Source organism: Mucilaginibacter angelicae, from assembly GCF_042434235.1.
Taxonomy (GTDB): domain Bacteria; phylum Bacteroidota; class Bacteroidia; order Sphingobacteriales; family Sphingobacteriaceae; genus Mucilaginibacter; species Mucilaginibacter angelicae.
In genome coordinates, this window is record NZ_JBHLTS010000018.1 from 69,786 (window position 1) to 84,597 (window position 14,812).

General features: G+C 45.7%; 9 protein-coding genes. 8 read left to right on the plus strand and 1 reads right to left on the minus strand.

Annotation, left to right across the window (positions count from 1 at the left end):
• From ACFFGT_RS06645 to ACFFGT_RS06680, 8 genes are all read left to right on the plus strand, one after another.
• Positions 1-2,412, plus strand: a complete 2,412-nt coding sequence (locus tag ACFFGT_RS06645) for a hypothetical protein (RefSeq protein WP_377021731.1) — start codon at positions 1-3, stop codon at positions 2,410-2,412.
• Position 2,413: 1 nt separating this feature from the next.
• The gene (locus ACFFGT_RS06650; RefSeq protein WP_377021732.1) at positions 2,414-5,149 is read left to right on the plus strand and encodes a bpX3 domain-containing protein; all 2,736 of its coding nucleotides are present in this window, start codon (positions 2,414-2,416) and stop codon (positions 5,147-5,149) included.
• A 90-nt stretch (positions 5,150-5,239) separates the two neighbouring features.
• The gene (locus tag ACFFGT_RS06655; RefSeq protein ID WP_377021733.1) at positions 5,240-6,550 is read left to right on the plus strand and encodes an SWIM zinc finger family protein; all 1,311 of its coding nucleotides are present in this window, start codon (positions 5,240-5,242) and stop codon (positions 6,548-6,550) included.
• Positions 6,550-8,031, plus strand: coding sequence for a DUF5691 domain-containing protein (locus ACFFGT_RS06660; RefSeq protein ID WP_377021734.1), 1,482 nt, complete (start codon positions 6,550-6,552; stop codon positions 8,029-8,031). The genes ACFFGT_RS06655 and ACFFGT_RS06660 overlap by 1 nt, the downstream gene beginning before the upstream one ends.
• A gap of 10 nt (positions 8,032-8,041) precedes the next feature.
• On the plus strand, positions 8,042-9,118 hold the full coding sequence (locus ACFFGT_RS06665; RefSeq protein WP_377021735.1) for an ATP-binding protein: 1,077 nt from the start codon (positions 8,042-8,044) through the stop codon (positions 9,116-9,118).
• A gap of 18 nt (positions 9,119-9,136) precedes the next feature.
• Positions 9,137-11,401 (plus strand): DUF5682 family protein, encoded by a 2,265-nt coding sequence (locus ACFFGT_RS06670; RefSeq protein WP_377021736.1) that lies wholly within the window; start codon positions 9,137-9,139, stop codon positions 11,399-11,401.
• Positions 11,391-12,533 (plus strand): VWA domain-containing protein, encoded by a 1,143-nt coding sequence (locus ACFFGT_RS06675; protein ID WP_377021737.1) that lies wholly within the window; start codon positions 11,391-11,393, stop codon positions 12,531-12,533. Before ACFFGT_RS06670 ends, ACFFGT_RS06675 begins: the two co-directional genes overlap by 11 nt.
• 89 nt (positions 12,534-12,622) lie before the next feature.
• Entirely contained in the window at positions 12,623-12,967 is a 345-nt protein-coding gene (locus ACFFGT_RS06680) for a hypothetical protein (RefSeq protein WP_377021738.1), read from the plus strand.
• Here ACFFGT_RS06680 and ACFFGT_RS06685 read toward each other — a convergent pair.
• Positions 12,957-14,633: a GH39 family glycosyl hydrolase gene (locus tag ACFFGT_RS06685; RefSeq protein ID WP_377021739.1), complete on the minus strand. Its 1,677-nt coding sequence runs from the start codon at positions 14,631-14,633 to the stop codon at positions 12,957-12,959. The two genes, ACFFGT_RS06680 and ACFFGT_RS06685, sit on opposite strands and share 11 nt — an antisense overlap.
• Between the last annotated feature and the right edge of the window lie 179 nt (positions 14,634-14,812).

The window sequence follows — 14,812 nt, forward strand, 5'->3', positions numbered from 1 at the left end:
ATGGATAACCTGAGCTTAAATACCATTGATTATTTTCAATCTTCCCAATCCAATTTTTGGCACTGGGCCGATAATGGCAGCGTTATAGAGTTTCCAACCCACAAAACTGTTTGCTATCGCGAGGACCTGACTTTCATACTGGAGTCGCTTGCTTTGCCGCAACCGGTACCACTGGGTACTTTTATACTGCTCTTTTGTGCCTGTAAGGATAATTTTGAAACTATTTACCCTGTCCGGGTAGTATTTCACCAGTTATTCCTGTGTGTTCGCAGGGAGGCGAAGGAAAGTGATGATCTCGAGTTGCTTATAAAGGATGCCCTTTCTTTTCTGAGGGTAGTTAACGCCTTGCCTTATAAATACCGGATGGGTTTAAAAAGGATCCCGCTATACCAGGCTATTTTTGAGGCTATTGATGCTGCGGACCCCGGTGGTCTGGCTGCAATATTGCGTGAATTCAGAACCGGTGAATTTGATGAGATCATATTCCATAAAACTAAAGAACTAAGCCTTGCCCGTTTTAAGGCCGATTTAAAGCCTTTGGCTGATGCTTTAAAACGTTTTCCGGATAAGGATACTTTGGAGTTGCAGCTCCGTACGGGTTTAACTACCCTGCCGAAAGCACCTGAGATCCCGGTGCCGGCACCTGTACCTGCCGATTTATTTGAGGCACTGGATGCGGATGCGCAAACAACGGGTATAAGCCGTTTGGCCCGTCAAATCATCGGTGCGTTAAGCATCCCCATGCATTTGAGCGGCAGCAGTGATCAATCAGTCGGCGGGGTATCTGATATCAGCAACCGCGGGCATTATGATAAGCTGTTATTAAGTGAGCTGGCGCAGGATGACCTGCTGCTTACCGCCCGTTTGGCCAACAACGAGGCGCTGTTTTTGCAACGTGAAGAACTACCGGTAAACAATAGCCAGGAATGGCATATCCTGTTGGATAGTACGCTTAAAATGTGGGGGATCCCGAGGGTATTTGGCCTTTCTGCCGGGTTGGCCTTTAGTGAAGGGCGTAAAAGTAAAGAGCCAATGAATGCCTGGGCTTTAGGTGGTAAACAATCGGTAGCTATTGATCTGCACAGTAAAGAAGGAATAATAAACAGCCTTGAAATACTTGACCCTGCTTTAAACTGCGGTATGCAGCTAAGCAAATTGCTTGCAGAGCAAAAAGGTGTGAAAGGTAAATACATCATGATCACGGCCGATCATTACCGGGAGGATCTGGATTTCCTGTCGCATTTTTTACCGGTAAAGGATCAGTTAGATTATTTGGTTGTAGTAAGCCGCGATGGGCATATCGAATTATTTGAAACCCAGGGCGGGCGGCATAAACTGCTTAACCAGGCAACTATTGATCTTGATGAAGTTTTGTTTGCCAAAAGGACAATTAATCACCGGAGATATACCACTACCGGCTTACCTGCTATCATGCAGTCGCATGATTTTACGCTGTATTTTCCCTCATCAAAAATTAAACTGAAGCATGAAAATACCTTTAAAACAAAAAATGACGAGGTGCTTGTTATTACCCAGGATAGCAGGGTATTATTATGGGAAAATAAGGAATGGGGCGCTATAGAAGTTGCCGGTTATATTGATCGTGGCGAATATTATTGGGGTTTTGACGGCAAACATGCATTGTCATTGCTTGTAAATAATACGGCTAACCAACTGGTAACCATTTATAATTTTAACCTTTCAAATTACGTTTGGAGTACAGTTCAGGCAATAAAACTCAGGGCTGGTGCCGTTAAATTTCTTCTCAATACTTATCATATAAAAACAAGTGATGGTGTGGTTTCCATCAACCCCTTAACCGGTATGAAAAAGCCATTCCCTGCGACACAATTATCATCGGGTGGGGAAGGGAGCCAACAAATGCCGGACGATTTTTTTAACGGGATTAAATTTACACCGCATTTTAGTATTATTAGCCAAACAAAAAAGTTTATTAACAACGGCTATAGTGTAATAAATTCGGCAAAAAGGATATATGCCCATGCCACCGGCCGCATTTTTCTTGATCAGCATGAGTTGTGGATCTCTCCCAAAGGAGATCATATTAAAATTAAAGAAAACAGGACCGATCCCATCGATTTGATATCGCCGGTAAAGCAGGAAATTATGGAGGTTGAGCATTTGCCTAATATTAAATTCACTAAGTTTATATGGGCTAATGGTAGCGAAGCGGTGCTTGACTCAAGAGGTTTATTGCATTTAAAAAGTATCGATCAATCTATACCTCAGGCAACTATTGTCCTGGTGCTTGAAAAAACTTCAGCATGCTGGAGCGCCGACGGAATGGTTTGCGGCTCACCATACTTTACAGGTAAAAATCCACCCAACGGCATACCGGTGGCCGATTTTTATGAGCTTTATATTAAAAGTTTTATCAACAGATTAAAGTAATATGCTATTGCAACTGAAATATAACGGGCAGGGTAACCGGGAGGTTAATGCGGCCTTTTTGCCGGGTGTTTCGCCCGCCGCCTGGTTCAGGGAAATGCAGTTGTGGCATATTAACCTGCAAACAGTACGCTGCTTTATTATGCCGCAAAGCATTGCGGTTAATGAGAGTGCGGGTTTGTTTGTCATATTTCATGAAAAACATGTCCCCGCTGCCCAATTCATTCAATATCCTTACAGCATGCTGGCTGGTAAACTTTTTATCCCGCTTAAATCAACACTTTACCCGGTTATTGGCAATGATGAGCTTAAAGTACTGCTGCTTTGGGAATTGCAGGTTTTTCACCCGTTTATAGGTTTGGTGGGTTTTGAAAAAAAGGATGAAATTAAACTCTCATCCCTGATCGCAATACCTCAGTCCAAACAAAATAACTGGCACATGGCGCATCCGGGTTTGGTTCAGCCCCAGGGTTTAAGAATGATCGCCCTTGAACCCGAAGAATTTGCTGATGTTTTGGACAATATTAAAGAAGATGTTGGAAGCAAACCGCTTGATGAGATCCCTGACATAACAGCCGGTGAAGGATCTGAATTGCCTGGAAGTATCAAAGCAATATTGAAATCCCTAAGCATGATTGCGCTGTTTTTGCTTATGGTGCTGGGCTTTATAGGTAAAGTGCTGTTTTTTATGTTTTACGCCATATTTCCTTCGGCTAAACCAGTTGGTAACAGCCAGCGAAAGGGATGGTTGCAGCAATTGGAAAATTGGGTTAACAGGAAAATTGCTGATCTGGATAAACAGCGCGACAGCGAATTGAAACGTCTCATGAATATGTTCGATTCTGATTCGGATGAGGCTTTGAAGTATGCTATTCCGCTTGATAGCCCTTACCTGAACAGGGGCGATGGGCCAAAATCAGGTAAACTGACCCGCCGGAACTCGCTTGATTTTAACCTGCGCCGGCTTGGCGGTGGCGGTCGTGTGGATAGCTGGAATGTTGGTGATTATCACGCTAAGTTAAGGGCCAGATATCAGCAATCGGCCAGGGAGGCTGTTGATAAAGGCAATTTTAAAAAGGCTGCCTATATTTACGCCCACCTGCTTGGTGATTTTTATTCGGCCAGTACGGTGTTGCAGCAGGGTAAACTTTATCGTGAGGCGGCAGCTTTGTATAAAGATCATTTAAAAAACAACCGCATGGCTGCCGAATGCCTGGAAAAAGGCGGCTTATTAACCGAGGCCATCCCTTTGTATATAGAACTGGATCATACCGAAAAAGTTGGCGACCTGTATATGCAGCTGGATCAGCAGGAAAACGCTTTTAAATATTACGATGAAACTCTTGACCGCCTTAAAACCGGTAAGCATTACCAGGAAGCTGCCAGGCTGAGTATGGATAAAATGAACCGGAAACACCAGGCCCAACAGCTGCTTTTAACCGGTTGGGAGGATACTGCTAATCCGGAGGCCTGTCTGAAAGCGTATTTTGAAATGAGCCATGAACCGGAAGATGACGATCTGTCTCATGAGGTTAAAAAGATTTATGCGGACCATGTACCACGTCTAAAACGCACATCGTTTTTAAATGTACTGGCCGATATAACCCAAAAGTACAGGGGTAAGCAGCTGGAAGATACATCGCTGAATATTGCCTATGAAATTGTGCATACCCAGGTAGAGAACGGCGAGATGAGCGGACTAAAGCTTATGAACAGGTTTGTGCCCGGCGACCGTTTGCTTACTGCCGATGCTAATCGCTTTGTAAGCAACAATAAGCAGCTGCCTGAGATCAGCACTAAACCAACATACCTTGATTTTAAAAACAATACCAAATGTATCGACCTCGTAGTTTACCATGACCAGATCCTGGCTATTGGCTTGAAAGGTAATGACCTGATGTTAATGCGCGCAAACTGGAATGGTAAGGCAACGTATGAGTTTTTATTTAAATGGCAGCCAAACGTAGCATTTAGCTTGATTACGGGAAGTATATCTGAATATGTTATATTAGTGGGTAAGGAAGTCCCTTATCTGATAGATAAGAAAATGGAAAGCTTTACTTATTTTGAAAGGGGCTTTTTTCTTAAAGCTTTTCCAGGTTTGCCGGCTGGGGTAATAGGATCTTGTATCAGTATATCAGGCGCGTTAACATTTTTATATCATGAAAATGGATTTGCAAAACTTGGCCATTTTTCGGTTAGGGATAAAGGCGAATTAAAAGCCAGCCATCATTGCAAATTAGATGGTGAGGATGTCAAATTTGGAAGTGGAATTGCCACCCCGCTGCCTATGGTTTTTAGGAAAGAACATTTTTATTACTGCCTTGATATGTCGCTTTTACGCTTTGATGCCAAAGGCAATATGGAGGTTTTGCAGATCGGGGCCAACATCATTAAATTTTCGGTAACAGGATACCATACCTCACTGAAAATAGCTTTGCTAACTGACCAGGGATGTATGGTGATTATTCCGGCCATTAATGAAATGAGGGTTCGCGGTGACTTTTTTGCACAGGATTTTGCTGCTACTGATATTAAAATATTAACTGATAACCTTTTGATTATAACCGGCGGCAACCAGGCCCAGGTATATGACCTGTCGGCCAAACAGCCTCAGCAGATCTCAACTATATCTACAGAAAAAAATATTGAAAGGATAATTGCATCACCCAAAAGGCATCATTGCGCTTTTTTAGAGGCAGACAACCGGATTTCGATATATAACATGGAAGGCGTTTAAAAAACATCATTCCGGCTTGACGCTTAATTATTTTATCCTGATTTTAGGATCGGAATACCTAACCCGTTTTTATACTAAATACCACAAGTTTTGCAGCTAACGGAAGATCAGATATACGCCCTCGCGCCCGATGAAGCTTCAAAAAAAGCTGGTCGTGATTTGGCTAATCCGGCTAAATGGGTAAGCAAGGGCATCAATGAACAGGCCCTTTGGGGCGAATGCCAGGGCAGCGGAAGCAAACCTTACCAAACCCAGGTTGATCTTAGTGCTATTGCTTTCAAATGTTCCTGCCCAAGTCGTAAGTTTCCCTGTAAGCATGGTTTAGGGTTAATGCTTTTATGTGTCCGGCAGCCGGGTTTGTTTACCGAAACAGCCATGCCCGCCTGGGTAAACGACTGGATAAACAAGCGTGCCGAAAAAGAAGAAAAGAAAGTTGAAAAAGCGGTAGAAAGACCTGTCGATGAAAACGCGCAGGCCAAACGCCAGCAGGCACGTGAACAAAAGGTAAGCGCAGGTATAGCCGAGCTGATGGTTTGGATCAAAGATATTGTACGCGGCGGTATTTTAACTATCCCCGAAAAAACTCCCGCTTACTGGGATAACATGGCCCGCCGCATGGTTGATGCCCAGGCATCGGGCCTGGCCGGTATGGTCAGGAACCTTGCTGCTACCAACTTTTGGAACGAAGGCTGGCAAAGCGGCTTTATGGATAAGCTGCTGCAACTATACCTTGTGGCCGAAGGTTACAATAACATTCAAAATATTGATCCGGATTTACAGCAGGACCTCCGCACAACCATAGGCTTCACCACCAACCAGGAAGAGCTGAGGGCACAAGCAGGTGTAAGGGACAGTTGGCTGGTAATTGGCAAAGAAAACCGTGACGAACAGCAGCTAACTATTGAACAAAACTGGCTTTACGGTTTAAAAACCAACAGTTACGCATTGGTGCTGCAGTTTACGGTTAAGGGACAAATCCCGCCGCTTGCATTTTCGCCAGGTATGTACCTGGATGCAACGCTGGTGTATTTTCCCTCAACTTTACCGTACCGGGCCATCCTGAAAGATTATAATATAGTAAGGCAGACTGATGCCATTACGGTACAAACCTTTACCGGCTGGCAGCAGGTTGCAGGGTACGAAACCATATTGAACAGCCGTTTGCCATTCCGGAGCGAAATGCCTGTTGTGATTGCATCGCTAACCCCTGTTTATTATCAAAAACAATGGTGGCTGCAGGATAACGAAGGCTGCCTTTGCAAAGTATCTGCAGCTTACACCAATATCTGGCAACTGGTGGCCATAAGCGGAGGCGATCCCGTAACCATGACCGTAATAGGTAAGGAAAACGAATACCACCCGCTTGGCGTATGGCATCAAAATAATTATAAAAGTATCTGATGAAGGCCTGGGAAAGTATCATAAACACCGCCATGCTGGGCACTGATAAACCCACGCCTGCCATTGCCGATTTGCCTGAAGATGTGGCGGTAATAGCTAACGCGATAGATGCCGCAGCAACATTAGATAAGGAAGAACGTTACCTGCAAAAAGCGGCTGTGATCTATAATTACAGACAATCGGGTTTTGTACCCTTTCAAAAAAATGATTTGCCGGTAAACAAGGCATCTGAAGAAATAAAATCCTATTGCACACCCGAAGCTGTCAGGGTTTTGAATACTATATTGGACGAGGAGAACGATCAGCTGCTGCAACTCTGGTTAAACCAATGCAGTAAAGTTGGGTGCTTATTAATGCCTGATGTATTGCCTGCAGTACTTGAAAAAGCACAAAAAGATGTTTCATTGCGCTCAGTTGTTATTGAATGCAGCGGTAACAGGGGGGCCTGGCTCAGTAAGATGAACCCGGTATGGAACTGGTTCAGCATTTTGCCCGATGAAGAACTTTGGCAAACCGGCAGTCCCGCCCAGAGGGCAGAGGTGTTAAAACGCTTAAGGCAAAATGAACCCGTCAAAGCGCTGGAATGGTTGCAGCAAACCTGGGAGCAGGAAAACGCAGCCGGTAAACTGGAGCTATTGAAGGCCCTGAAAATAAACAGCAATGCCGATGACCTGCCATGGTTGGAAAGCTTACTGAACGAAAAAGGACAAAAAGTTAAAGACGAAGCTTTAGCGCTGCTTAAAAGCATCCCCGGTTCATCAGTTATCAAACAATATGAAGAGTTGCTGCTACAGTCGGTAACGCTTAAAAAAGAGAAAGCTTTGCTGGGCTTAACCACCAAAACTTCTGTCCACGTAAAACTTCCTGCGGTAGTTGATGAAGGCATCTACAAATCAGGCATCGAAAAACTATCCGGGCCAAAAAGTACCGTTACGGACGAGAACTATGTTATTTACCAGCTCATCAGTAGCGTGCCGCCGGCGTTTTGGGAAAAACAGTTTGAAGCAACGCCCGTGCAGGTAGTTGAATATTTTGAAAAATATGCCCAGGAAATGGTTCCGGCTTTGGCAAACGCAGTAGCAAAGTTTGGGCAAAAAAGCTGGGTGCCGTTTTTTGTAGGTCAACGGATGTTTTATCCTGATTTTGTTGAGATGCTAAGCGGCAGGGAGCAGGAAAAATATTTGCTGAAGGCACTGAGCAATGATGCCCAAAACGCAATTGCCCATGCAGTTCGTATTAATGATGAGTGGGGGACAGAGTTTGCCGTTGCGGCCCTGCTTAAAATGGCTAACTGGCCCTATGAATATAACCGTGGCTTTTTTACAAGGTATATCAGGCTCATCCCTGTTGGGGCTTTGAACCATATTGAAAATATCACATCACAACAGGCTAACCTTCAGCCTACCTGGGATAAAACCCGCAATCATTTAATTAATTTACTCAGCTTAAAACAGCAAACGCTTAAAGCCTTTAACGCATAAAAACTTTAACATGTCACAGATATTACGTCAGCATGCAGAGCAATTATTTGCACACGAACTGGAAGAACTGAAAAAGCAGGATGGCGATAAGCGCCCCGCCAACTGGGTGCTTTCCCCGCAGTCGGTAGTTACCTACCTTATGGGTGGTAAGCTGAAGAACGGTTTCGAGGTTTCTCCAAAATACATCGGTAACCGCCGGTTAATGGAAATAGCGGTAGCTACCCTCACAACAGATCGTGCCTTGCTGTTATACGGTTTGCCGGGCACAGCAAAAAGCTGGGTAAGCGAGCATCTGGCGGCGGCTGTAAGCGGCGATTCAACCATGATCATCCAGGGAACGGCCGGTACCAGCGAAGAATCTGTTCGTTATGGCTGGAACTATGCCCGTTTAATTGCGCAGGGCCCATCGCCCGATGCATTGGTGGAAACACCTGTAATGCGCGGCATGAAGGATGGCAAGATCGTGAGACTGGAAGAGCTTACCCGGATCGGTGCCGATGTGCAGGATACCTTGATCACCATCCTTTCCGAAAAAACGTTACCCGTGCCGGAGCTTAATATCGAAGTGCAGGCCGTTAAAGGCTTTAATATTATAGCTACAGCCAACAATCGCGATAAGGGCGTAAATGAATTATCAAGCGCGTTAAAACGCCGTTTTAATACGGTGATCCTACCACTGCCCGATTCTGTAGAGGAGGAGATAGACATTGTACGCCGCCGGGTTGAAAGCTTTGAAAAAGTAATGGAACTGCCTGCCGAACCACCAGCATTGCAGGAGATCCGCCGGATAGTGACCATTTTCCGCGAGCTTCGGGCAGGTGTTACGCTGGATGGCAAAACCAAGATCAAAATACCATCGGGCACATTAAGCACTGCCGAAGCTATTTCGGTAGTGAACAGTGGCTTATCAATGGCAGCCTATTTTGGCGATGGGCAGTTAAAAGCTGCTGATCTTGCCGCCGGCATCATTGGTTCGGTAATAAAAGATCCGGTACAGGATAAGCTGGTTTGGCAGGAATATCTGGAAACTGTTGTAAAACCCCGTACCGACTGGGCCGATATTTACCGTGCCTGCCGCGATCTATAACCAAACAACCTTAAGCCAATGGCAGTACATATTTTAGGCATAAGGCACCACGGGCCGGGTTCGGCGCGTAATGTAAAAGCTTTCCTGGAAACGGTTAAGCCTGATATTGTTTTGGTTGAAGGTCCGCCGGAAGCCGATGCTATGCTGCAATGGGTAAGTAACGAAGGCCTTAAACCGCCTGTCGCATTGCTTTGTTATCAGCCTGATGACCCGCAGCGTTCGGTGTTTTACCCTTTTGCCGATTTCTCGCCAGAGTGGCAAGCCATTCTTTATGCCCGCAGGCAAAATATCCACGTACGTTTTATGGATTTGCCTGCAGGTAACCAGATGCTGGTTGAAAAGGAGCATAAAGTGATTAAGCAGGAGGATGAACCGGATGCAGATCAGATAAATAATGAGGGGCAAAATTTTGAGCAGTTATACAAAAGTCCGATAAGCTATCTTTCTGATGCCGCCGGTTTTGCCGACGATGAGAAATGGTGGGAGCATACTTTTGAGTACCGCAATAATAACGAGGATGTTTTTGATGCCGTGGCCGAAGCTATGCAGGCGCTTCGGGAAAGCCTGCCCCAAAAAGATAAAAAGCTTGAACTGATGCGCGAGGCCTATATGCGCCGCACCATCCGCCAGGCCGAAAAGGAAATGTTTCATACCATAGCGGTGATCTGCGGTGCCTGGCACGTACCTGCTTTACAGGGCAAATCATCGCAAAAGGATGATAACGAAATATTAAAAGGCCTCCCCAAAGTAAAAACAGAATGCACCTGGATCCCCTGGACATTCAGCCGGTTGAGTTTTTACAGCGGGTATGGTGCGGGCATCAATTCGCCGGGCTGGTACAACCATATCTGGAACCACCCGCATGATGACGGCACTTTATGGATGGCCAATGTAGCGCAATTGTTCCGCAAGCAGCAGATGGATACTTCTGTTGCGCATATCATTGAAGCGGTAAGGCTGGCCGGCGCGCTGGCATCATTGCGCGGCTTGCCCAAGGTAGGTTTGGAAGAACTGAATGGGGCAACGCTAAGCGTACTCTGTAACGGCGAAAGCATTTTGTTGAAACTGGTGCAGGATGAACTGATAGTTGGCCACCAGATAGGGGAGGTGCCTGTTGAAATTCCCAAACCGCCGCTGCAACTCGATATTGAAAAACAACAAAAGAAATTAAGGCTGCCCGCCACAGCAGATTATAAAGATTATACACTCGATCTGCGGAAAGATACCGACCTTGACCGGAGCATTTTCCTGCACCGCCTGCAGTTACTGGGGATCAACTGGGGCAGGCAGCAATATACTACGGGCAAGGGTACGTTTAAAGAACAATGGCGCTTGCAATGGGACCCTGGTTATTCCGTCGAGATCATTGAACGCGGTAATTTGGGTAATACTGTGGCCGAAGCCGCTGCCAGCAGCGTGCTCAACCAGGCAAAAGAAGCAAAAGAGCTGAAAGCCATAGGCAACCTGCTTGAAAAAACTATCCCTGCCGAGCTGCCCGGTGCTATTGAGGCATTGATCAATCAGCTTAATAATTTAGCTGCAGCCTCTGCCGATGTTATTGAACTGATGGAGGTAGTGCCAGGCCTGATAACTGTGGCAAGGTATGGCAACGTGCGTAAAACAGATGCCGAGCTGGTGCTTAGCATCATCAACAGTATTATTACCCGTATTTGTATCAGTTTACCCAATGCCTGTATTGCCATTGATGAAGATGCCTCGCAAAAATTGCTGGAACTGTTTTTTAAACTGAACGATGGTATTAACCTTTTGCAGGATGAGGAGATAACTGCCATGTGGCAGCAAACATTGATAATGATAGCTGCCAATAAAAGCACTTCGCCGGTTATAGGTGGCTATAGTACCCGTTTATTGCATGATGCGCGGCAACTGGAGGGCGATCAACTGATGCAGTATTTCAGCTTTGCTATGTCATCGGCCACTGCCCCGGTTATTGCCGCGGCCTGGCTCGAAGGTTTTTTGAAAGGCAGCGGTACCTTACTATTGCTTGATCAGGACCTTTGGCAGGTGATTAACAACTGGGTTGCCGGCCTTACAGATGATATTTTTATGCAGGTGCTGCCCTTGCTACGCCGCACGTTTGCCAACTTCACCAATCCCGAAAGGCGAAAGCTGGGTGAAAAGGCGCGTTCGGGCGGAGGATCAGGGCATCAGCATACAAACATCAGCGCAAATTTTGATCCCGAACGGGCTAAACAAGGCCTGCCGGTTATTATGCAACTACTGGGTTTAACCATAAATACTATCGAAACAAATGGAAATTGAGCCAGAACACCTGCGTAAATGGCGGTTAATATTGGGCGGCAACCAAAATGAAGGCACCGAATTTAGCCTTGATGAAGCCGACCTTAAAGTCGACCGGACACTTGAAGCCCTTTATGACAGCGACCGCACCGGCGGCCTTGGCGCTTCATCGCCAAACGTGAGCCGCTGGCTTGGGGATATCCGTACGTTTTTCCCCTCAAGTGTGGTGCAGGTAATGCAGCAGGATGCCTTGAAACGGCTTAACCTAACCCAGATGCTGTTTGAAAAGGAGATGCTGGAAAACGTTGAGCCCGATGTTCATTTGGTGGCAACTTTAATGACCCTGAGCCGCGTTATTCCCGATAAAACAAAGGATACTGCAAGACAGGTGGTACGCAAGGTGGTTGACCAGCTGATCAAAAAACTGGCCGAGCCCACCCGGCAAGCCATCACAGGTAGCTTAAGCCGCAGCACCCGCAATACCAGGCCACGGCATAATGAAATAAACTGGGGCGCTACTATCCTCAAAAATCTTAAACATTACCAGCCCCAATACCAAACCATTATCCCCGAAACAAGGATAGGATACGGGCGTAAACGATCGTCGTTAAAAGATGTGATCCTGTGTTTGGATCAAAGCGGGTCTATGGGGTCATCGGTAGTTTATTCGGGGATTTTTGGGAGTGTAATGGCTTCTATTCCTGCCATCAAAACTAAAATGGTGGTGTTTGATACAGCTGTTGCTGATTTGACTGAAGAACTGGCCGATCCCGTGGATCTTTTATTTGGCGTACAATTAGGCGGAGGTACGGATATCAACGCGGCGTTAACCTATTGCCAGCAAATAACTACCCGCCCTACCGATACCGTATTGGTACTGATTACTGACCTTTATGAGGGAGGTAACGTCACCGAAATGCGTCGCCGCGCTGTTGAACTGGTTTCGGCAGGTGTGCAGCTGGTTGTGCTGCTTGCTTTGAGCGATGATGGCTCGCCGTCATATGATCATCATAACGCACAGTTTCTGGCTGATCTGGGTGTGCCGGTTTTTGCCTGCACTCCCGATAAATTTCCCGACCTGATGGCCGCCGCACTTACCAAACAGGATGTAGGCCTTTGGGCTGCCAAGGAAGAGCTTATTTTGAAAAAGTAAACAGATTTACCGGCTTTACTGATACAAAGTGCCGGTTCATCGACACATGATGATATAAATTTGGAATTTAAAATTCATTTTTACAATTTGTGATTGTATTTGCCGGTGCCGGTATCTGTTATTTTACCCTGATAAGTTTAACTAAATTGATTAAACCCTTTTCTGACACCTGCTTTGAAGCACTCAAAGGCAGGGCGTTGCACCACGCTGAATTTGATAGCGAGTTTTTTGATACCGAAATCCTTAAGGATTTAATTATTGAAAAAACAGGGCATGAAATTAATCTCTATGCCCTGAATAAAGCTTTTGGCATTATACCGGCCAGGTTTAAGCCATCGCCCTATACACTTGATGTTTTGGCCATATATTGCGGTTACATTGGTTGGGACGATTTTTGTGTGATGGCTGATAAATGGATTTTACCTACCATGTAAACTTTAAAAGCGCAACGCCTTGTCTCGGTAATAACACATCAGCACCTGATAGCCCCGATTTGGCCAGTAGTATAACCGGTTTGCCGAACTTTTGTAATTGCCCGGCTTTTTCAAGTTCCTTAATTTGTTTGGCGGTGGGTTGCTGTGGCGATCCCATCTTTTTCCATACCTCATAAGCATTGCTATGCTCATCATCAATGCGGTATTGGGTTAGTTTGACAAACGTATGTGGCATATGCTCCATCCTGATCTGTACAGTCTTACCTGCATCATGGGTATCGTCATCGTGATAGTTCCACAACAGTACGGTAACTTCTTTTTTATCTACAGATGCTATTGCTCCAATATCTGAACGCCCCCTGATGCTTGAATCGGCTACGGTTTTAAGCGGGTACATCTTGTCGCCGGTTACTTTCAAGCGTTTGCCCTTCATCATCCCCAGCATCCGGAAAACGTTAAGTACCGGCTTATCAACCCCGTTGGTAGCCAGATCGCGGAAGCCGTAAAACCAGGGCTGGTTTTCAAACTCGAACGACCAGGACACCGAACCCATAAAGTTTACGCCCAATGAGTCGGCCAGTTGATATTCCCTTGCTATGGAAGCCGCGGTATAACTCGAATACATGGTGCCGTTGCGGTAAGCATTTGAGGGATTGGTAGCCATACCACAAGCCGCGCAGCCTTCCGGATCTGATTCGCCTATTACTATTGGCGTGTTTTTAGTTTCAGGATATGATGCTGCAATTTTAAAGCCCTCCCTGATATCGCGGACCTGCGGGGCCATGTTCATGCGTACCTTTCCATTAACAAGTGTAGGCTGCCCTTTGGCGTGAAAAGAGATCACATCAATAGGCGAGCCTATTTTGCCTGTTGCATAATTGGTATCGGCAATGCAATGTTTAATAAATGCATTTAAAAACTTCATCCCGCCGGGACTGGAGCCACCTGCAACTTCCGGTCCGCCAACATGCGCAGTAGGCAAGGCCCGTTTTACACCATGCGCTGCGTAATCGTACAGTTTAAAAAACTCCTTCATGGTACCCTTCCAGTAGCCAATGTTTGGCTCGTTCCAAACTTCCCAGTACCAGCTTTCAACCTCTGCCTGGCCATAGCGTTGTACTGAATGTTTTACCCATTGGTAAACAAGCTCTTCCCATTTATTATAGTCTTTTGGCGGATAGGCCCAACCAGTATAAACATCATCATAATTATCTCCGGGTTTCCAGTAATGGCGGTAGGGTTTAGGATGGGTTGATAAAGCCTCGGGCATAAAACCTATCTGGGCGTAGGGTTTCATTCCCAGTTTAACGTAAGTGTCAAATATGCTATCAACCAAATGCCAGTTGTAAACAGGCTTGCCGTTAACATCTTCGGTATACGCATTGGTCGATCCCCATTTTAATGCAGCTGTGCCGTCGCCGCTTGTAAGCAGGTTGTGCACCCGCATGCGTACCGGTACCGGGCTTAACGCGGCCAGTTCTGACAGCAGTTTGCGCCCATCCTTCATATAGGTATAGTTAGGCTCGTCGTGGCCAAACCATGCCCAAACGGGGTACATATCGCCAACCTGGTCATGTAAATTGATGGTGATATGGGCTTGCTCCTGGGCAAAAATACGGGCGCTGATAAGCAGCAAAAGGCAGGGAATAAGTTTGATAATCTTCATTCAGGTAGTTTGGTGGTTTATTGGAAGCGCTACCAAACATAGTTATTTTTATTTATTGTTAAAAGAACAATTAAAACGAAATCTATCGGCCTCAAAATCAATTTAAAAGGACACACAACATATGAGGTGTAATTTACGTTAACAGCGTGTTAATTTATTGTTTATATACTTCAGAAATT

Coding starts and splice junctions, on each gene's coding strand:
- ACFFGT_RS06645 (WP_377021731.1), top strand. CDS start 1: ATGGATAACCTGAGCTTAAATACCATTGATTATTTTCAATCTTCCCAA.
- ACFFGT_RS06650 (WP_377021732.1), top strand. CDS start 2,414: ATGCTATTGCAACTGAAATATAACGGGCAGGGTAACCGGGAGGTTAAT.
- ACFFGT_RS06660 (WP_377021734.1), top strand. CDS start 6,550: ATGAAGGCCTGGGAAAGTATCATAAACACCGCCATGCTGGGCACTGAT.
- ACFFGT_RS06665 (WP_377021735.1), top strand. CDS start 8,042: ATGTCACAGATATTACGTCAGCATGCAGAGCAATTATTTGCACACGAA.
- ACFFGT_RS06670 (WP_377021736.1), top strand. CDS start 9,137: ATGGCAGTACATATTTTAGGCATAAGGCACCACGGGCCGGGTTCGGCG.
- ACFFGT_RS06675 (WP_377021737.1), top strand. CDS start 11,391: ATGGAAATTGAGCCAGAACACCTGCGTAAATGGCGGTTAATATTGGGC.
- ACFFGT_RS06685 (WP_377021739.1), bottom strand. CDS start 14,633: ATGAAGATTATCAAACTTATTCCCTGCCTTTTGCTGCTTATCAGCGCC.